The sequence below is a fragment of the Marinomonas spartinae genome (genome assembly GCF_900089775.1).
GTDB lineage: Bacteria > Pseudomonadota > Gammaproteobacteria > Pseudomonadales > Marinomonadaceae > Marinomonas > Marinomonas spartinae.
Genome location: NZ_FLOB01000017.1, coordinates 37,358 through 56,631 on the forward strand (window position 1 = coordinate 37,358; position 19,274 = coordinate 56,631).

The 19,274-nt window shown below is 44.2% G+C and carries 17 protein-coding genes; 5 read left to right on the plus strand and 12 right to left on the minus strand.

The features are described from left to right. The first annotated feature begins 6 nt into the window (after positions 1–6). From MSP8886_RS20175 to MSP8886_RS20190, 4 genes are all read left to right on the plus strand, one after another. A complete protein-coding gene (locus tag MSP8886_RS20175) occupies positions 7–1,620 on the plus strand; it encodes a bifunctional 3-(3-hydroxy-phenyl)propionate/3-hydroxycinnamic acid hydroxylase (RefSeq protein ID WP_067020310.1) in 1,614 nt (537 codons plus the stop codon). A 33-nt stretch (positions 1,621–1,653) separates the two neighbouring features. Next, positions 1,654–2,415, plus strand: a complete 762-nt coding sequence (locus MSP8886_RS20180) for a 2-keto-4-pentenoate hydratase (protein ID WP_067020313.1) — start codon at positions 1,654–1,656, stop codon at positions 2,413–2,415. A 15-nt stretch (positions 2,416–2,430) separates the two neighbouring features. Then, a complete protein-coding gene (locus tag MSP8886_RS20185) occupies positions 2,431–2,829 on the plus strand; it encodes a carboxymuconolactone decarboxylase family protein (protein WP_067020316.1) in 399 nt (132 codons plus the stop codon). 85 nt (positions 2,830–2,914) lie between these two features. After that, entirely contained in the window at positions 2,915–4,345 is a 1,431-nt protein-coding gene (locus MSP8886_RS20190) for an aldehyde dehydrogenase family protein (RefSeq protein WP_067020319.1), read from the plus strand. A gap of 240 nt (positions 4,346–4,585) precedes the next feature. On the opposite strand, the gene MSP8886_RS20195 is transcribed toward MSP8886_RS20190, so the two are convergent. Then, complete coding sequence (locus tag MSP8886_RS20195; protein ID WP_067020322.1) at positions 4,586–5,485, minus strand: LysR family transcriptional regulator; 900 nt, start codon at positions 5,483–5,485, stop codon at positions 4,586–4,588. 123 nt (positions 5,486–5,608) lie between these two features. Here MSP8886_RS20195 and MSP8886_RS20200 point away from each other — a divergent pair, with 123 nt between their 5' ends. Next, positions 5,609–6,991: an MATE family efflux transporter gene (locus MSP8886_RS20200; protein WP_067020325.1), complete on the plus strand. Its 1,383-nt coding sequence runs from the start codon at positions 5,609–5,611 to the stop codon at positions 6,989–6,991. A 106-nt stretch (positions 6,992–7,097) separates the two neighbouring features. Here the strand turns inward: MSP8886_RS20200 and MSP8886_RS20205 are convergent, their stop codons facing one another. The 11 genes from MSP8886_RS20205 to pcnB form a co-directional block, all read right to left on the minus strand. Then, positions 7,098–8,405, minus strand: coding sequence for an alginate export family protein (locus MSP8886_RS20205; RefSeq protein ID WP_067020328.1), 1,308 nt, complete (start codon positions 8,403–8,405; stop codon positions 7,098–7,100). Positions 8,406–8,613: 208 nt separating this feature from the next. After that, positions 8,614–9,603, minus strand: a complete 990-nt coding sequence (locus MSP8886_RS20210) for an RnfABCDGE type electron transport complex subunit D (protein ID WP_067020331.1) — start codon at positions 9,601–9,603, stop codon at positions 8,614–8,616. A gap of 43 nt (positions 9,604–9,646) precedes the next feature. Continuing rightward, complete coding sequence (locus tag MSP8886_RS20215; protein WP_067020334.1) at positions 9,647–10,189, minus strand: iron transporter; 543 nt, start codon at positions 10,187–10,189, stop codon at positions 9,647–9,649. Next, positions 10,173–11,012, minus strand: coding sequence for an FTR1 family iron permease (locus tag MSP8886_RS20220; RefSeq protein ID WP_067020337.1), 840 nt, complete (start codon positions 11,010–11,012; stop codon positions 10,173–10,175). The genes MSP8886_RS20215 and MSP8886_RS20220 overlap by 17 nt, the downstream gene beginning before the upstream one ends. Before the next feature lie 12 nt (positions 11,013–11,024). Continuing rightward, entirely contained in the window at positions 11,025–11,357 is a 333-nt protein-coding gene (locus MSP8886_RS20225) for a cupredoxin domain-containing protein (protein ID WP_067020340.1), read from the minus strand. Between the two features lie 308 nt (positions 11,358–11,665). Then, complete coding sequence (locus tag MSP8886_RS20230) at positions 11,666–13,654, minus strand: HAMP domain-containing methyl-accepting chemotaxis protein (protein ID WP_067020343.1); 1,989 nt, start codon at positions 13,652–13,654, stop codon at positions 11,666–11,668. A 249-nt stretch (positions 13,655–13,903) separates the two neighbouring features. Next, positions 13,904–15,550, minus strand: a complete 1,647-nt coding sequence (gene pgi, locus MSP8886_RS20235) for a glucose-6-phosphate isomerase (protein WP_067020347.1) — start codon at positions 15,548–15,550, stop codon at positions 13,904–13,906. Positions 15,551–15,577: 27 nt separating this feature from the next. After that, entirely contained in the window at positions 15,578–16,429 is an 852-nt protein-coding gene (gene panC, locus MSP8886_RS20240; RefSeq protein ID WP_067020350.1) for a pantoate--beta-alanine ligase, read from the minus strand. Beyond that, on the minus strand, positions 16,426–17,253 hold the full coding sequence (gene panB, locus MSP8886_RS20245) for a 3-methyl-2-oxobutanoate hydroxymethyltransferase (RefSeq protein ID WP_067020352.1): 828 nt from the start codon (positions 17,251–17,253) through the stop codon (positions 16,426–16,428). Before panB ends, panC begins: the two co-directional genes overlap by 4 nt. Before the next feature lie 3 nt (positions 17,254–17,256). Beyond that, the gene (gene folK / locus MSP8886_RS20250; RefSeq protein WP_067020355.1) at positions 17,257–17,745 is read right to left on the minus strand and encodes a 2-amino-4-hydroxy-6-hydroxymethyldihydropteridine diphosphokinase; all 489 of its coding nucleotides are present in this window, start codon (positions 17,743–17,745) and stop codon (positions 17,257–17,259) included. Between the two features lie 12 nt (positions 17,746–17,757). Beyond that, positions 17,758–19,197 carry a polynucleotide adenylyltransferase PcnB gene (gene pcnB / locus MSP8886_RS20255; protein WP_067020359.1) on the minus strand — a complete coding sequence of 480 codons (1,440 nt, stop codon included), beginning with the start codon at positions 19,195–19,197 and terminating at the stop codon, positions 17,758–17,760. Positions 19,198–19,274: the final 77 nt, after the last annotated feature.

A 19,274-nucleotide genomic window follows, 5' to 3' on the forward strand; every position in this document is an offset into this window, starting at 1 on the left:
TTATTGATGAAAACACAAAAAGCAGATGTCGTAATTGTTGGCGGTGGGCCAAATGGGGTCACTTTAGCTAATTATATGGGCTTATATAATATCAATACGGTGTTGATTGAGGCTTCAGAAGAAATTCTGCCATACCCAAGAGCGGTGGGGATGGATGATGAAGCTTTGCGTGTTTTACAAGGTGTTGGGCTGGCTGATACGGCGGTAAAGGATATGATCAGTAATGTGCCGCTGCGCTACTATAACTCCCGTGGAGTGTGCTTTGCAGAAGTGAAACCCAAATCCGCCCAGTATGGTTGGCCAATGCGTAACATGTTTATGCAGCAGCTACTGGAAGTAACCTTGCGCAATGGCCTAAAGCGCTTTGATACGGTGGACTTGCGCTTAGGTCATGAAATGACTCGCATCCATGAAGATAACGATAAAGTGGTATTACACGTTACTGATTCATCAGGCGAAGAATATTGTCTGGAAGCGGGTTATGTTATCGCTGCTGATGGTGGACGCTCAGAGGTTCGTAAACAGTTGGATGTGGGTTTTACTGGTTTAACTCATCCCGCTAAATGGGTGGTAGTGGATGCGGCGAATGACACACTGGATGCGCCTTTTACCGCTTTGCATGGTGATCCTGTTAGACCCTTTGTGTGTATCTATTTACCTTACCAGTATCGCCGCTGGGAATTCATGTTATTCCCCCATGAGAAAGAAGAAGACATTTGCCAAGAAGACGTGATCCGCGGTCTGATTCGTCGTCATATTGGCGATAAAGTGGATAATTTGGATATCGTCCGTATTCGTGCTTATACCCATAACTCCCGTGTCGCCGATAATTTTGTTAAAGGCCGCGTCCTATTGTGTGGTGATGCTGCCCATATCACGCCTCCTTGGGCTGGTCAGGGTCTTAACTCGGGTATTCGTGATGTAGTGAACATTGGCTGGAAAGTCGCCGCAGTGGTGAAAGGCTTGGCTTCCCCCAGTATTCTACAAACCTACGATGATGAACGTCGTGGACATGCGACTGACTTGGTTGGTTTGGCCGACAACATGGGCGCGGTATTGGGCATGACGAATCCGATTATGGCGGGCATTCGTGACTGGATATTCAAAGCAACGGATTCAGTGGACAGCTTGCGTGAGCACTTGGTCGAGTTCAAATTCAAACCCAAAGCACACATTGTTAAAGGCATCGTGTATCACGAAAGTGACGAAGTCTACGAAGACAGCTTAGTCGGAAAACTCTTTATCCAGCCGAATATCGAAACGGCGGAAGGCAACAAAGAGAAGTTGGATACGGTATTAGGGGATTGGTTTTCCATCGTCGGTTATCGCACGAATCCGACGGACTTTATGTCGGAGGAAAATAAAGCCTTTTGGAACAAGATGCAGACCCAATATGTGCAAGTCAATCCTTCGCGTAGTGGGTTTAGTCATGATGATCGTTTGACGGCATCAGGTTGTACTAGCATTGAAGATTTAGAAAACAGCTTGGCTGATTGGTTTAGTCAAGCACGGGATAAAATCGTGATCATTCGTCCAGACCGTTTTGTAGCGGCCTTAACCTCTCCAAGACGTCTCAATGAAGTGTTAGATGCCTTGCGTGTCCAGCTTACAGGCAAATAATCGCGACCTGTTAACTCGAAGTAGGAGAGTCTTGTGTTAGAAGAACAAGTTGCTAGGGCATTGATGGAAGCGCGTCGTGAATGTACTGCTATCCCTTTGATAGACTCGCTTTCCATGGAAAATGTTGCCTTTGGTTATCAGGTGCAAAAAGCCTTGATTGACCTAAACCAACAAGTGGGCAATAAGTTAATAGGTTGGAAAGTGGCGCTGTCTAGCCAGCCAGCTCTAGACCGTTTTGCCTTACAGGAGCCGATTTATGCCCCCCTATTTGTCGACAATATTCTGTCTGGTGAATTAGTTCAGGGGCAAGTTATTGCTCCTAAAATTGAATCTGAAATTTTATTTGTTTTAGGGGAAAACCTCGTTGGGAGTGATGTGTCTGACGACGAGATATTGGCGGCTATTGCGTGGATGGCGCCCGCTATTGAGGTCGCTGATTGTCGCCTCCAAGGTTGGAAATTCGATATTAGCCATTTTGTGTCTGATAACGCTGCGGCAGGCTTTTATCAAGTTGGTCAACTGGTTCCGTTTGATACTAATACGCTTGAAAAGTCAGATTGTGCTTGTCGGCTAGAGACAGAGAATACAAGTGACGTGGGGTCTGCGGAGAATGTCTTGGGCGGCCCTCTTGGTTCTGTGGTACGCATGATACGCGGTATATTAGCTATTTTTGGTGAAGTAAAAATCGGACAGCAATTTTTGAGTGGTTCCCTGACTAAACCTGTCGATATGATCCCAGGACAGACCTATCGTCTCCAGCTACTTGGTCAGACGGTGACACTTCAATATAAGTAACTTATAGGTAATGTTATGACGGATAAATTTGATAAAGGCCTTGCTACTCGTAAGGCGGTACTGGGGGAAGACTACGTTAATAACTCGATCAATAATGCCACCCATTTTACACGCCCGCTTCAGAAGTTGGTCACGGAATATTGCTGGGGGGATGTTTGGCAACGGGAAGGCTTAGCTAAGCGCGAGCGTAGTCTAATTAACTTGGCGATGATCTCGGCTCTGAATCGTCCCCATGAATTGGCCTTGCATGTGCGTGGTGCGGTGAACAATGGTGTCACCGTCGCAGAGATTCGTGAAATCTTATTGCAGGTAGCAATTTACTGTGGTGTACCAGCATCGATTGACGCTTTTCGAACAGCGGGAGCCGTATTAAAAGAAATGGGCTTAGATTTAGATGCACCAGACCTAGCCTAAGCCTAAGCCACATCTAACGATATGGCTTTCTTCTTTGTGGTTAAAACGATAACCGTCATTAAAACTATAAAAAGAGACCAAGACCATGCTGAAATCCAGTTACCCGTTTTATTTGGCAAACGAAGCTGTGCATGCCAACACGGATTTGTCAGTCCACAATAAGTATTCTAACGAAGTAGCGACGAAAGTAGCGATGGCCAGTGTGGCAGATATTGATAAAGCCATTGCAGCGGCAGATGAGGCAAAAGACGCCATGAAAGCTCTGCCTGCGTATCAACGCCAAGCCATCTTGCAACATTGCATCATGCGTTTTAAAGAGCGTTTTGAAGAATTGGCTTACGCGCTTTGTATTGAAGCCGGTAAACCGATTAAAGACTCTCGCGGAGAAGTCACACGATTGATCGATACGTTCCAAATCGCGGCAGAAGAAGCCACGCGTATTTATGGTGAAGTGATGCCGATGGATATTTCTGCCCGTGCTGCGGATTACCAAGGAATGTGGAAGCGTGTTCCTATTGGCCCATGTTCGTTTATTTCACCGTTCAATTTTCCTTTAAATCTAGCCGCTCATAAAATCGCGCCAGCCATTGCTGCAGGTTGTCCTTTTGTGCTCAAACCAGCCAGTTTAACGCCGGTTAGTGCCTTGATTGTTGGTGAAATTTTAGCTGAAACCGACTTGCCAAAAGGCGCTTTTTCGATTCTTCCTTGCCATCGTCAAGGGGCTGACTTATTTACCACCGACGAACGTTTGAAACTGCTGAGTTTTACTGGTTCGCCCGATGTGGGCTGGGCATTGAAAGCCAAGGCAGGTAAAAAGCCTGTTGTGCTGGAACTGGGGGGAAACGCGGCTTGTATTGTCGATGAAGGTACAGACCTTGATGATGCGGTGCAACGTATTGTATTTGGTGCCTATTATCAATCGGGCCAAAGTTGTATTAGTGTGCAGCGCATTATTGCGCATGAGTCTCTTTATGATGATCTAAAACAGCGCCTAACTTCTGTTGTCAAAGAGTTGGTATCGGGTGATCCATTGGATGAAAATACCTTTATCGGTCCGATGATTAGCGAAAAAGAAGCACAGCGTTTGCATGCTTGGATCGAAGAAGCCGTTGTTGGTGGGGCCAGCGTTCTGGCAGGTGGTCAGCGTAATGGGGCCATGTTGGAGGCTACGTTGATGGAAAACGTTGAGCCTGATATGTCGGTGTCTTGCCAAGAAGTGTTTGGCCCTGTGGCGATATTGTCGTCGTTCCGTGATTTTGATACGGCATTAGCTGAGGTAAATAATTCCGTGTTTGGTTTGCAAGCTGGCATTTTCACAAAGGACATTTATAAAGCCTATAAAGCGTGGGATGTACTTGATGTGGGCGGTGTCGTAATTGGCGATGTGCCTTCATGGCGAGTGGATCATATGCCCTATGGTGGCGTAAAAGACAGTGGCTTGGGCCGTGAGGGAGTTCGCTTTGCGATAGAAGACATGACGGAAATGAAGCTGATGGTTTTGCGTAGTATTTCGTGATGTTGAGGCTTTTTATTAGCTTAAGCACAAAGCTTATCTGAATAATATTCATAATAGAAGCAGAGAGGGTAGGGTAGTATGAATCGGTCATATTGGATTTCGTCATACTATCCATACATATCGAGTCGCTGTTCTAATGTAGAAACTGAAATGATCTTTCGTGAATATTTATAGGATGACTTAATTTGCTTGAGACGAGAAGTGGCTAAACAGTGTTGTCTGCGGCAGGACATGACATCATCATTGCGCCACTTTTTCATTAGGATGGTTTGCCATCAGTTGACGCGTTTGTTCAATAATCCAATCTGTCAGTTTAGAGGTGGGACTTTCGATAAGTGTGACAATGCCGACTTCAATAAAACGATCAGATAATACGTCGTTTTTAGCGATTTTTATTTGCTGAGAAAACCACTGCGCGCTGGCAATGTGCTCAGGTACAATGGACCACCCTTGATTCTGCGTAACCAACTCACAAATTAAATAATAGCTATCTATATCCCAATGATCTGGGCTTAAAGCCTGTTCCCGATTTTCTCCTGAGCGATTACATAACACGAATTGTCGGTATTGTTGTAATTGCGCCAAGCTCAGAGTGTCTTCTTTGGCCAATGGGTGCTGATTGCCAACAATAAGTACTTTTTTTAAATAACCAAGCAGGCGTAGCTGTAACTTAGGAGGTAATACATGATTACTGATCATTAGGCCAATATCGGCATTACGTTGGGCTATGGCGACAGCGATATCATCTTGGGAACCATTGGTTATGACCAAGTGAGTGTTAGGAAAGGTATCGCCGAATTGAGAAAAAATAGTATGAATTGTTTCTAAGGGAAGTGCTTCGTCAATGGCAATACGTAATGAAATCGGTTCCTGACCCGCAGCGGTTAAAGCTCGTGACTCCAAGCGTAGACATTGGTTCATAATGGCTTGAGCCTCGGGCAGCATTTCTTTCCCCAGAGGGGTAAGAACGGGGAATTTGGAGCGTCGATCAAATAGATCGAAGCCTAAATCAAGTTCTAAATTCGAAATCGCACTGCTGATACGTGATTGTGCTTTGTTAAGCCTTCTTGCGGCGGCAGAAAAAGAGCCTAATTCGGCGGCGGTTACAAAAGCGAGAAGCTGATCAAGGGTCCAGTTCATTTGGTTCTCCAAAACTAACTTGTTGAGTCTGTGACCAATCTATCCTATAAGCGGATGGTAGCCAACTTTCTTGTATCTCAATTTGTCATATCATTCTCTCTTTTACACCACCGGAGAGGCATAATGCAAACCGTGACACCCACTCAACCACCTAAATCGGTCGCTCAGGCCTTTTGGCGATTTGCTATTCCTTCTATTGTCGCCATGTTGGTGAGTGGGTTATACCAAATTATTGATGGTTTCTTTGTCGGGCGCTATGTCGGCAGTGAAGGATTAGCAGGAATCAATATGGCGATTCCATTATTGGGTCTAATAATGGGATTTGGCCTTCTTATCGGTATGGGCGGTGGCAGTGTGCTGTCCCTATATCGTGGTGAGCAGAATCTTCCTGGGACACAATCAACGTTGATGACATCCTTATTTTTAGTCGTCGGGGTTGGTGTATTTGCTTCTTTGGTGTTTACGACTTTTGGAAAAAGTGGCCTGCTGTTACAAGGGGCGACAGGGAACACCCTGATGCTAAGCTGGCAGTATGTTGAGATCATGTCCTATGGCGCATTAATTTCCATTGGTGCCAGTGCTATGCCTATGTTAGTACGAAATGATGATAGTCCGAACATGGCGACTCTCTTTATTGTGGTCGGGGCACTGTTGAATATTGTCTTGGATTATATCTTTTTGGGGATGTTAGGAATGGGGTTAAAAGGGGCGGCAGTGGCAACCTTGATCGCTCAGCTTGCTACCTGCATTTTGTGCTTACGATATTTTACTTCGTCTAAAGCAAAAACCGTTTTATCCCTGAATCAGTTTGATAAACTCATCGCTAAAAGGATTATGCAGCTTGGCGCGTCGAACTTGGTAATGTTTATTTATATGAGTTTTATTATCGCTTTGCATAATCGGTTATTTATGACTTATGGTGACACGATGCAATTGGCCGCGTTCGCCATTGTTGGATATTTAGCCAGTTGCTATTACTTTTTTGCCGAAGGCTTGGTTAGTGGCCTGCAGCCACCAGTGAGTTATTACCTTGGTGCGAAGCAGTACCAACGTATTATCGACACCGTTAAGTTAGCATTTTCTGTTACCGTTGGTTCGGGGATTGTTGTAGTTATTGTGCTGAATCTCTTCCCTGAATTCTTCACCCGCTTTTTTGCTAGTGCTAATGAGGCTTTGGTTGAAGCCACCAAGGTGGGTATCCGTTTGCATCTGATTGCGTTATTTTTAGATGGCTTCTTGTTTATGGCGTCTATTTATTTTGTTGCAGTGGGCAAAAGCGGCCAGGCATTGTTTGTATCCATAGGTAACATGGTGGTTCAGATTCCATTTTTGTTTATCTTACCAAGGCTTTTTGGTATTGAGGGAGTGTGGTTGGCGGTACCGTTATCAAATATAGCCTTTACTGCTGTTGTGTTGCCTATGTTATTAATAAACTTAAAAGGATTGATGAAACAGTATCGTATTGAGAGTGTCCAAGTGGTAAATAAAGACTTTGTTAAGCTGTAAGATGATTGGGATGAATATGTTTCATGGAAAAGAGAGAACAATGGCCTGAAAGGGAAAAACAGACCATTGTTTCCAGTTGCTCTTGCAGATAGGAAATTATGTCGTCTTAAAACGGCATAATGGCGATGACTTGAGAATACACATTAGTGTTATCATTGCCTTGTTTGCTGGTGTTGGATTTCGGCTTGTAGAAACCAACCAAAGGAGAAATGATCAGATGATCGTTGACCGCCCATTGCATCCAGAGATCGACCTCTTTTGCATTGTTTTTTCCTGTATCATTTTGGGTTTTTGAAAAGTCAAAATACAAGGCACCGACACTGATTTTGTCTGTTGGGGTCGCTGACAGCTGAACAGATTGAATATCGGAATCGATGGTGTTTCCTGATGGGCCTGCATAGTTAGCAGCCACTTCACCTTGGAACCAAGTGCCATAACCACGGCTGCTGAATCCATAGAAGAGAGGATCATACCCTTCCCCGTATCGAGTAAAGCGGTAGTGAAGGCTTGGAGACCAAGCAATCTGATCAAAGGTCCAGCCAACTTCGGCATACCATGCCTTCGCATTTTTGGAATGATCCCCTTGCGTTTGTTTGACGTATTGCGCAGATAAGAATAATGGTTTTATGCCCGCGTCTCCTTGATAACGTACGCTCATGGTTTTTTGCCCATCGCGTTTGTTTAAACCAAAGAAGTTTGCTTCTTTTTGATCAACACTTAGCCCTTTATTGAATAAAAAGCCGACTACGCCATATTTATTGTGGTTTTCGATATTGATCCCCGCCATCTCAGTGCTGGCCTGTGCTTCATTGTTCGATTTGAGCCAGTAAATATCAGAGCGCCAGCCTTTATCGCCACCTAAGCGCAGGATCGCGGTATTATGAAAGGATTTTCGTGCTGCCAGCCAGAAAGCGCCCCCACGGTTAGGGTGTACTCCAGTTCCAGCTGCTGGACCATTTAGGCCTTTGCCCAAATTTAAAGCATCATTGTTGATGATGAAGCCATTACCAACGACAAATCCCTGTCTACCAGTAGAGAATTCAATATTTTTTGTACGATAACCGATGAATAAATCTTCGAGATTGGTTTTGCGTTCACTGCCTGTTGTTGCGCCAGAAGCATCACCATCGCCCCAAGTGCCAGAAGATATCGCATTAATCGTACTGAAAAAGGTACCATTGGCCGCTTTTTGATCGCCAGACAGACCAAATTTAATAAAACCTTCTTGCCATGAGGGAGACTTATGTGGGTTACCGTATGTCTCTTGACTGTGAAATGCTCCTACATCGGCTTCGCCATTGAAAGATAAATGTTGATTGTCTTTATCTATGAGGGTATAGGCATGGCCTAGTAATGGTGCTCCTAGCAGAACGGTACAGATGCCTAACTTACTTATCTTAAATAGTGGTGTCATGTTTTTGCTCTCATTCTTTTGGTTTTTTCAGAAACATGTAATGCACAGCTAAGAACATAGTAAAAAATGACTACGGATTCAATTTATTATCACATTATGACAATGAAAAGTATGAAATGTGCCATTTTTTGTTATTTTTGATCTGTTTTCCAAGTGGTGAAAATGGAGGGAGTGGTTCATTCGTTCGATGTGGCTAATGGAAAGCTTTCTATAGCAGAGGATGATGAGGAGGGCTTAGGTTGTGTTTCCATATTTCAGAGCATAGGTGTTTACCTGCTACCGCGAGGGCAAAGATTGCTTGGCTTGAAATGATGGCGAGTAACATACCTTCAGGAAACGGTAGAAAAGCTCGATAGGTGATACATAAAAAGCCAATGCACATGACATAGAGACAGCGTTGAAGGAGGCTCAATCTTGATGTAAAGAGGTCTGATGTCATAAAAATCAATCCAAAGATAAAGCCACCCATGAGAATAAATGATAAATAGCTATTTAGTGGTAGACCGATTTCTTGATGGAAGAGCGCATAGCTTATCGCGCTGGCAATCAAACCAACGAGGATGGGGAGTATTTTTATTAATTTTAAAGACCTTAACAGTACACAAGAAAGGCATAGACCTAGCTTAGAGGTCTCTCCGATGCTGCCTTGCCATTGTCCTAAAAAGAGTTGCTTGAGTGACAAAGAGGAATGGGGGGTAAGGTCAAAGTGGTGAGTCAGGGCGAGTTTCAATAATGGGGTCGCAGAGGAGATACCGTCAATATCTGGATGGTATTGGCTGTAATGGATCATTGGCAAGTGGATGATGAATAGAACAAGCCTTGAAGCAATAGCGCCATTTAAATAAAACAAATAGTGTTGATGTTTAATCTTCACGGTAGAAATAAGATTGCCTATCAAAAAACAGACAAAAACATCTAAGTAGGCAATATGATAGGGCACTATACAAAGAAAAATAATGCCACTAAAAATAATGTCTCGGGTGGATTTTATGGTCAACTTAGCTGTAACTTTTTCAATATAAAAGTAATAGATCAGATAAAACAGTCCACCTGCTAGCGCAATGGCGGCACACTTACCAACAAAAAATATGAGTACCCGATCATCCTGGCCTGTTGGTTGGTAAGTAAGCATTTGATTGATAAGACCTAAAACCATCACAGGCACAATTGCGATGATAAATTTCGTTATGATTTTCATAGGGGAAAGAAAGCGCAACAGGTGTTGCGCTATGTATGGCCTGTTATGCGTGTGGGTATTTGAATTTAAAGGTTAGCTCAAACGGTTTGAACCAAGCAGGTACCCCTGTTGCTTTATCAATATGACGCAAAAACCCTTTTTCATCCGGTGCGGTATATTTCAAATGAACCACATAGGTTCCTTTGCCTGGTAATTTCACCGAATGGGCGTAATGAGGGCCATCTGCAGCGGTCATTGGAAGCATTTGGCCAAACTTCATAAAATGGGTGTCACCGACTTTCGTCACCACGTAATCCACACTCACATAAGGAATCCATGCGCCATTCGGAAAGCCCCATTTATTGTCTTGAGTGGCATGCACGTCTGACTCTAAGTGGATAACATTTTTGCCCATTACCATGGATGTCGGGGAGGGCTGTGTCTTGATGTTCAATAAATAAGATGAGGCAATCTCCATTCCATCTTTATGAACTGGGCCTCCGACAGGGTATTCACGTGCACTGGCGTATTGGCTGATTAGGGCTGCGCTACAGCAAATAGCCGTTAAAGATAGGACTTTTTTGATATTGTTACTCGTGACTTGCATATTGTTTTTCCTTATTTGCGTAATAGGTGTGTTTAAGCCGATATGTTGTGAAAGAAATCACCAATAAAACGGCACACCAAGTTACTAGTTGAATCCCCATAGGGGTTGCTGTATAGCCAATAACGGAATGGGCTAATACACCAGCCCAACTATTACTGGATAATAAAAATGAGCTGTTCCAAATTTGCGAGCCCCACTGTGGGAGGAAGCCAATATTGGCAAGAATGCCAACCGCTTGGCTCGAGAGGCCTGCAGCGATGACGGATAAAATAATGTTGCTGGAAGAGAAAATATGACGCAGAGGGATCATAACGATGCCTCGATATAAAGTATAAGTCACCAGTATGCCTAGTAAGACACCGGACAGACCGCCAATGAGCATACTATTCTCCGTTAGACTGGAAGATAAGAAGAGACTGTACAGGAACAGCACTACTTCTGACCCTTCACGTAACACGGCAATGGCGATAACAATGGTGATGGCGAAGCCGCCTTTACCATCGAGCAATAGGCTTTTAACATGTTGGCGGTTTTTTTCCGCCATCTCTCTGCCCTTGACAGACATCCATATCGTTTGCCAAGCCAACATCAAAGTTGCGGTCAATAAAATAACGGCGGTAAATATCTCTTGCCCATAACCAGACAGTGATGATTCGACTAAGCTGGTGAATTTAGCTAGCATGATGGCGCCAATCAGGCCAATAACGATGCCGCTTATCACTTGTGCACGAATAGCTAATCCTTTACAAGCTGCGCTGACGATCGAAATAATCAATCCCGCTTCAAGCACTTCTCTAAAGACAATTAATAAAACAGCAATCATAGCGAAGAATCCTTATGGTTTTTTAACGATTACCGTGCCGGTCACGTGGTCGCTATAGTCGTTGAAGAAGGTATATTTCCCTGCTTTCAATGGACCCGTAAAAACCGAAATATCGCCATTTGGCACTGCGATCTTTTCGAACTTCATGTCATAGCTTTCTAATTCTGCAACCTGTTGTGTTTTATTAACGAGTTTTATTTGAATACGTTTATTAGCTGGGACAGTAAGCTGTTTAGGAGAAAAGCCTGTTGGAGTCAGTGTCAGCTGAAGTACCAAACGTTCCGCATAAGCAGGAAGACAAGCACTTGAAAACAGTATGGCTAAAAGCAAATTACGTAATGGCATGGGGCGTTTCTCTTTAGACGGAAAGTAAAAAATAAAAGCGCAATAAATATTGATAATTGTTATCATTATCATCTTTTTGTTTTTATTCTTATCCTGTCGAAGCTCTATGTCAATTTATTAAAGATAGCTTCCTGCTTTTATTAGTAATATTTACACCAGAGGCTTATAGGTCAAAAAATATGCAGTAAGGATGGCTGTTGCTCTGTAGTTAAAGCATTTGTGCAAAGAGTAGGGAGGAAAGAAGTGAGTAAGTGGTTGGATCACCTCTCGATAAAAGGGGTGATCCAAGAGAGTCAAGAAAACAACCGCTATGCTCTAGCTAATGTAAAACGTTCCATCGTTTGTTTCATGGCCGCGCTTTGACTACTGAGCTCTTCTGCAGCAGCAGCACCTTCCACTGAGCCTGATGCATTTAACTCCACCACATCGCCAATAGACGTCATCGATTGAGTTACTTCATTCACTGCAAGGGCTTGTTCCTCACTTGCGGTTGCGATTTTAGCCACGATAGATGAGGTCTCAGTAATGCCATCAAACACGGCTTGTAAGGACTTGTCCGTGTTTTCAGCGATAGTCACGCCATTTTCTGTTTTGCTGGATGATAATTGTATTAACTTGGCGGTTTCAGCGGCAGCGCTGGTACTTCTAGAAGCTAAGCCTCGAACCTCATCCGCCACAACAGCAAAGCCTCGTCCTTGCTCGCCAGCCCTCGCGGCTTCAATGGCAGCATTTAGGGCCAGCAAGTTCGTTTGTTCTGCTATTTCATCAATCGTTTTAATAAAGCCCGCAATGCTTTCTCCTGCTTCATTAATTTCTTTCATTGCCATGACCATCTCTTTCATATGAGATTGCCCTTGTGTTACGGCTTGCTGAGCTTGCCCTGCCAGTAAATTGGCTTTTTTCGCATACTCTGCATTCTCACTGGTTTGTACCGAGAGTTGTTCCAAAGCAGCCGAAATGGTTTGTAGGTTATCTTTTTGCTGATTGGCACCTTCAGCAAGAGAATGACTAAAGGTAGAAACTTGTGAACTGCCTGCTGCGATTTGATCTCCAGCGTTTTGGATTTCCATCAGGATGGTATTGAGATTTTTCACCATACCTTGTAATGCTTTTCCGAGACTGTCTTTGTCTGAGGCTAACATGACATTAGCCGATAAGTCTCCGTCAGCAATTTTTTGTGCCAAGACCGCTTTTTCTTTCAGACTTTCTACCATGTTACGGATGGCCGCATATAAGCTCGCTTCTTTCTCATTGTTATTTTGTAACTCTAATTCTAAGTCTCCTTCAGCGACACTTCTAACAACTCGTGTGACGAGGGCAGGGTCACCACCTAACTGATTTGTGGTTGCTCGAGTAATAAAAAAGGCGACCGTGATACCTAATATAATCGCCACGGCGACGATGGCCTCGATAAAATAGACCGCCAATGTATTGCTTTCTACTAAATTTGGACCAAGTTGATCTTGGGTGTTTTTGATGGACAAGTTAAGCTCTTGTGTGGCTTTAGTGACAATAGAGCCGACTGGATTTAGCTTGTCGCTAATGATGGTATTACGATCAGAAATGACTGCCACCACACGGTTAAAGGTATCTTTATAGAATGCGATATCTTGAATTATTTTATTGAGTTGTGTTTTATCGCTTGGATTTTTTAGTTCTTTATTAAGAGAAGTTAATTGAGTAATAAGGTCTTTAAATTCGCTATTGACTTTGTCGGCAGAGCTTTGATCGTTGGATTCTAAAAACTTCACCACATATAAACGTGCGAGTAGTAAACTTCTTATTGATAACGCGATATTATAAGCGGCTTGAGTGTCGCCTTCATTTTTTACAGACAAGAGTAAACCTGTTAAGTTTTTTTCAATCTCGGGGCCTTTAATATTTAATGTGTTTTCAACAAGCTCGGTTCTTTGTTTTTTTAAGGTAACAACGTTATCAAATCCACTGATATAACCGTCTAGAGAGGCCTTCAAGTCTCGGATCATTTTTAGATCTTGAGGTGTGGTTACGTCGGAAGTAGCCTCGTCTATGAATTGTTGGGTGCGTTTAAAGTAGTCATCAAATGCTTCTTTATCTTGAGGATTACCTGTTAAAATAAAGTCCTTTTCCTTGGTTCGAGTCATCAGCATATTTGCCTGAATTTCGCCTACCGCGTTAGAAGCTCTTGCTAGAGAGCGGTATTCATTAAAGCCAATTGATGCGTTATTTAAAGCAAAATAGGCGGTACCACCGACCAATGCCAATAATGCAATGACAGTCGAAAATCCTAGATAGAGTTTTTGCGAGAAGCTAAGCATGTCCATACCTTAATATTAAGTGTTATGAAATGTTTATCTTCGCTTAAAAAAATAGACTTGCTAGAATTAATAGGAAATAAATTGTTTTTATTTGTCATGTTATTGTAATTTAGTGATGTTTTCTTTAATTTGTTAGTAGTAGTGTTCTGATTTAATGAGTTTTTGTATTGTTATGTATAGAAAAGAAAAAAACACCAGGCTTGGCTGGTGTTTTTTTAAAAGTTAAAGGGACTTAATGCTTCTAGAAAATTAAGCTTGAGCTTTTTTAAAGGCATCGATCAGAGCTTGAGTTGACGTATCCAATACACTGTTGTCACTGTCACTAACTAGGCGATTGTAGATGTCTGTCCCCAGTACTTTACCCAGTTCAACGCCCCATTGATCGAATGAGTTAATGCCCCAGACAGTCCCTTGCACAAATGTGCGGTGTTCGTATAGGGCGATTAAGGCGCCCACGGTAGCGGGCGTCATTTTATTGGTCAGTAGGGTGTTGCTAGGGCGGTTACCTGGTATGACTTTGTGAGGCGCAACGACATCTACTTGCTCTGGGGTTGCCCCTGTGTCACGCAGCTCTTGCTTGGCTTGCTCAAGGCTCTTACCGACCATCAATGCTTGTGATTGACTTAAGCAGTTAGCAAACAGGTGCGCGTGGTGTTCACCAATGGGGTTGTGGCTGGTCAATGGCGCGATAAAGTCCACAGGTACAAGGCGTGTACCTTGATGCAGTAGCTGGTGGTAAGCGTGCTGGCCGTTTGTTCCTGCGCCACCCCAAATGATGGGGCCTGTGTCGTTTGTTACGCCATCGCCATTCAATAGGGTCGATTTACCGTTACTTTCCATATCAAGCTGTTGGATATGGGCCGGCATGGCACGTAGGTAATGATCGTAAGGAATCAAAGCGTGAGTTTGGGCGTTGTGGAAATTGATGTACCACACGCCAAGTGCACCCATTATTACAGGGAGGTTTTTCTCAAACGGTGCTGTACGAAAATGCTCGTCCATTTGATGAGCGCCATCCAGCAACTCGTAGAAGTTGTCCATGCCAACGGCAATGGCAATGGGCAAACCAATTGCTGACCAGAGTGAGTAACGACCACCCACCCAGTCCCACATTGGGAAGATGTTTTCTTCGGCCATACCGAAATCAACGGCTTTTTTTACATTGGAACTGACCGCAGCAAAGTGCTTACTGACGTTATCTTGTGAGCCGCCATTGCCAAGAAACCAATCGCGCGCTGCGTTGGCGTTAGACAAGGTTTCTAAGGTACCGAAGGTTTTTGATGAAATGACAAAAACCGTCGTCTCAGGATTAAGCCGCTTTAGTTTGCCACTGATGTCTGAGCCATCGATGTTGGCAACGAAGTGAACTGTAATGTCGTCTTTTTTGTAGGGGGTTAACGCTTCAGTTACGACTTTTGGACCAAGGTATGAGCCGCCGATACCGATTGATACGACATCTGTAATACGCTTGCCTGTATAGCCTTTCCATTCGCCACTGTGTAATTGCTTAACAAAGGTTTCCATTTGCTTAAGGGTCGCGCGAACCTCGGCGAGTACATCGACACCATCGACTATGAGGCTCTTTTGTGCCTGACTGGCACGAAGAGCGACGTGTAAAACCGAACGATCTTCAGTGCTGTTGAGGTGCTCGCCGCTGAACATTTTTTGGATGGCGTTTTCTAGGCCAGCCTCTTTTACTAAGTCTATGAGTAGCGATAATGTCTTATCGCTAGCACGATTTTTGGCATAATCCAATGTCCAACCAGCCGCGTCAGTCGTGTACTTTATGGCTCGTTGTGGGTCGTTGGCAAACAGGGATGCTATATTAACAGAAGCCATTTCTTTCTGGTGTTCTGTTAATGCTTTCCAAGCGGTAAATTCTGTGGGTGAACGCATTACAATCTCCCTTGGTCTCAAAGTGAATTAGGCCAGTTCTACACGCAAGTTATCAATCAGGCGTGCTTTGCCTAGGTATGCCGCAGTCAAAATGACTAGGCGCTTCTCTTCTTCTGACGGTGTTTGTAAAGTATCTTGTGCGCAGATTTCAAAATAATCACGACGGAAACCAGCTGCTTCAAGCTTCTGTTGAGCTTGTTCGCAGATGTCCTCGCGACTCGCACGGTTTGCTATTAGCGCATCTTTTGCCCACAACAGGGTTTGATAAATTGTGGGGGCAATGCGTCTTTCTTCTTCTGTGAGGTAGCCGTTACGCGAACTCATGGCAAGGCCATCTTCATTGCGCGCGGTATCGACGCCAATAATGCGCACGTTAGAGCTTAGGTCGCGCACCATGTCCTCAATGACTTTTAATTGTTGAAAGTCTTTGTTACCAAATATGGCACAGTCTGGCTGAACAATATTAAATAATTTCGTTACGACGGTGGAAACACCAATAAAATGTCCTGGGCGGGATGCACCACAAAGAATATCGGAAATGCCGACGACTTCAATTTGAGTTTGGCTGCGTTTGCCATCTGGGTACATCTCTAATGCATCTGGGGCAAACAGATAATGACAGCCATTGGCTTCAAGAACGCGTTTGTCTTCTTCTAAGGTCTTTGGGTAGCGTTCTAAATCGCTTTGATCCGAAAACTGCATAGGATTAACAAAGATGGAAGAGACAATGATGTCCCCTTCTTCTTTTGCCTTGCGAATCAGTGACATGTGACCGTCATGCAGGTTGCCCATGGTTGGGACAAACGCGATACTTTTGTCTTTCAGGCGTTCTATTTTGAGTGCAGCGCGAAGCTCGGCAACCGTATGGAATGTTTTCATGATTTAAATCCGTGCTCAGGTCCTGGAAAAGTAACGTCTTTGACTTCTTGTACGAAGGCTTCAAAGGCTTGTGTCACATTGCGACCGTTGATTAAAAAGTTTTTTACGAATTTTGGTGTATGGCCTAAATTGACGCCAAGCATATCGTGCATGACTAAGACTTGGCCATCAGTATGGTGTCCAGCGCCAATGCCAATAGTAGGCACTGGGACGGTTTCAGTTAGCGCTTTGCCTAGCTCAGTTGGAATACATTCATAAACAAATAGGTCGGCTCCCGCTTCCACTAAAGCCAAAGAATCGGCTAACAAAAGGTCTGCGGCTTCTTGGCCTTTGCCTTGCACTCGGTAACCACCAAACTTATGTACAGACTGAGGGGTGAGGCCTAAATGTGCGCAGACAGGAATGCCCCGTTGGCTCAACAGTTGTATGGTTTCTGCTAACCAGCTGCCGCCTTCTAGTTTGACCATATGCGCGCCCGCTTGCATCAGCTTGGCGGCGTTATCCAAGGCTTGTTTAGGGTCGCTGTAACTCATAAAAGGCATGTCGGTGATAATGAGCGCATTAGTGTTACCGCGCTTAACTGCTGCTGTGTGATAGCACATGTCTTCGATGGTGACGGGTAAGGTGCTATCTTGACCTTGTACAACCATGCCAAGGGAATCCCCTATCAAAATGGTTTCCACGCCAGCAGCGTTCATCACATTGGTAAATGAGGCGTCATAGCATGTTAGGCAGGTGATTTTCTCTTTATCCGCTTTCATTTTTTTAAGCGTCGATAAGGTGACAGGCTTAGTAAGCTTTTTTTGAGAGTTATCTGAGTACATAGTCTATTCTTCTTCATCAATAGACACCAGGTCGCTGGTATCAAGTTGGTGTACATGCTCCTTAACGCTGTGTCCGTTAGCAAGGCGCAATTCTGGGGCAAGATCCATCAGAGGACGGATGACAAACCCTCTTTCTAGCATATAAGGGTGGGGAACCGTAAGGCGAGGGAGTTGAATATGTTCGTCGCCAAATAGCAGTAAATCAAGATCTAGTGTTCTCGGACCCCAGTGGCGTTCTCGAATTCTATGGTGTGCCTGTTCTATGCTTTGTAATACATCTAACAGGGCAATAGGTGAGAGGGCGGTATGAAAAGAGGCAACAGCATTTACATAATCGGGTTGATCTTGTGGTCCAACAGGTTTGCTGGAGTATAGTGATGAGACCCGCAGTTGTTGCAACTCAGAATGTGCTTTTAAATCCGATATGGCACTTTTTATTTGCGCCACAGGGTTTTCAAGATTGCTACCCAGTCCTATATAAGCAAGTGTCACAAAGGCTACCTCTTATTCGTTTGGTGCTTCTCGACGTGGCGCGTTGCTTTTTCTGCGACGGCGAGGGCGACGTTTTTTGGCCGCTTCTTTATCGTTAGAGCGAGCATCGATGCTTCTAACCAAGTCTCTTTGCTCTTGTTCATTGGCAAACTGGAAGGCTTCCCACCAAGTGCCAAGGCCACCTAAATTTGTGCCACTTAATTCACGGATTAATAAGAAATCGAAGGCGGCACGAAAGCGAGGATGTTCAAGTAGGATAAAAGCACGCTTACCATAGCGCTTAGGTAGACGGAATTGCATGTCCCAGATTTCTCGCATGGGTGTAGAGAAGCGTCTTGGAATAGCAGTAGAAGCGACTTGGTTGTCTAAGACCATGCTAGCCGCTTGATGAAGGGCTGGCGTAGCGGGCATGCCCTGCGTTTGAAATTCTTCATGACGCAGTGCCACACTTGGCCACAGCATGATAGCGTATAAGAAATAAGGGGCGGTGGTTTTGCCACTTTGGATACGCTTATCGGTATTTTCTAAGCCTTGCAGAATGAAGGCCATTGGATCGATATCTTCTCGTTTCCATCCACTTTGTAACAGCGCTTCCGTATCAGGAAATAGGTACTTAAACAGGCCGTATTGTCTGAGCAAATGGAAGGTTTTAGCGCCATTACCGCTGCCAAGGAGTTTTAAAACTTCTTCAAACAGACGAGCCGGGGGGATATGGTCTAGTAAATGCGCCATTTCTTTTATGGGGGCGGCAGTCTCTTCTTCTATTTCAAAGTCTAGTTTTCCGGCAAAGCGGATCGCACGCAGCATACGTACGGGGTCTTCTTGATAACGCTGACGGGGATCACCAATGATGCGAATTTGTTGGTTTTCAATATCTGCCAAGCCACCACAGTAATCGTGGATACTGAAATCTTTGACGTTGTAGTACAGCGCATTGAAGGTAAAGTCGCGACGTTCTGCATCTTCTTCGATGCTGCCATAGACATTGTCACGTAGCACAATACCATGGGCTGAGCGGGCTGAATCTTTGCCTTTTAGCGAGTCTTGAGGTTTGTTTTTTTGGAAAGTGTCATCGTCTTGAGCGCTGTTTGCTCTGAAGGTCGATACTTCTATTATCTCGCGGCCAAAGGTCACATGTACCAGTCGAAAGCGTCGTCCGATCAACCGGGAGTTCGAGAATAAAGCATTCACTTCTTCCGGTGTGGCGTTAGTGACCACATCAAAATCTTTTGGGATAACACCGATTAAATGATCGCGGATACAACCGCCAACAAGATAGGCATCAAACCCTGCTTTATTCAAGCGATATAAGACTTTCACGGCATTGGGACTTAAGTTCTGACGAGACAGAGTATGGTCACTACGCGGAATGATAATGGGGTAAGTCTGTTCCTTTTTAGGGGTTAATAGTGAGGTGGCTTTACGTACCAGAGATTTTAATCCTGTAAGCATTGGACAACAAATTTTTAAGTTAACAAAAACCGTATTCTACACGTGCGAGACGAAAGTTACACGGATAATAGAGTATA

Excerpts from the sequence above, each read along its gene's own strand:
- MSP8886_RS20175 (WP_067020310.1), top strand. The coding sequence starts at position 7 with ATGAAAACACAAAAAGCAGATGTCGTAATTGTTGGCGGTGGGCCAAAT.
- MSP8886_RS20185 (WP_067020316.1), top strand. The coding sequence starts at position 2,431 with ATGACGGATAAATTTGATAAAGGCCTTGCTACTCGTAAGGCGGTACTG.
- MSP8886_RS20190 (WP_067020319.1), top strand. The coding sequence starts at position 2,915 with ATGCTGAAATCCAGTTACCCGTTTTATTTGGCAAACGAAGCTGTGCAT.
- MSP8886_RS20195 (WP_067020322.1), bottom strand. The coding sequence starts at position 5,485 with ATGAACTGGACCCTTGATCAGCTTCTCGCTTTTGTAACCGCCGCCGAA.
- MSP8886_RS20200 (WP_067020325.1), top strand. The coding sequence starts at position 5,609 with ATGCAAACCGTGACACCCACTCAACCACCTAAATCGGTCGCTCAGGCC.
- MSP8886_RS20205 (WP_067020328.1), bottom strand. The coding sequence starts at position 8,405 with ATGACACCACTATTTAAGATAAGTAAGTTAGGCATCTGTACCGTTCTG.
- MSP8886_RS20210 (WP_067020331.1), bottom strand. The coding sequence starts at position 9,603 with ATGAAAATCATAACGAAATTTATCATCGCAATTGTGCCTGTGATGGTT.
- MSP8886_RS20215 (WP_067020334.1), bottom strand. The coding sequence starts at position 10,189 with ATGCAAGTCACGAGTAACAATATCAAAAAAGTCCTATCTTTAACGGCT.
- MSP8886_RS20220 (WP_067020337.1), bottom strand. The coding sequence starts at position 11,012 with ATGATTGCTGTTTTATTAATTGTCTTTAGAGAAGTGCTTGAAGCGGGA.
- MSP8886_RS20225 (WP_067020340.1), bottom strand. The coding sequence starts at position 11,357 with ATGCCATTACGTAATTTGCTTTTAGCCATACTGTTTTCAAGTGCTTGT.
- MSP8886_RS20230 (WP_067020343.1), bottom strand. The coding sequence starts at position 13,654 with ATGCTTAGCTTCTCGCAAAAACTCTATCTAGGATTTTCGACTGTCATT.
- pgi (WP_067020347.1), bottom strand. The coding sequence starts at position 15,550 with ATGCGTTCACCCACAGAATTTACCGCTTGGAAAGCATTAACAGAACAC.
- panC (WP_067020350.1), bottom strand. The coding sequence starts at position 16,429 with ATGAAAACATTCCATACGGTTGCCGAGCTTCGCGCTGCACTCAAAATA.
- panB (WP_067020352.1), bottom strand. The coding sequence starts at position 17,253 with ATGTACTCAGATAACTCTCAAAAAAAGCTTACTAAGCCTGTCACCTTA.
- pcnB (WP_067020359.1), bottom strand. The coding sequence starts at position 19,197 with ATGCTTACAGGATTAAAATCTCTGGTACGTAAAGCCACCTCACTATTA.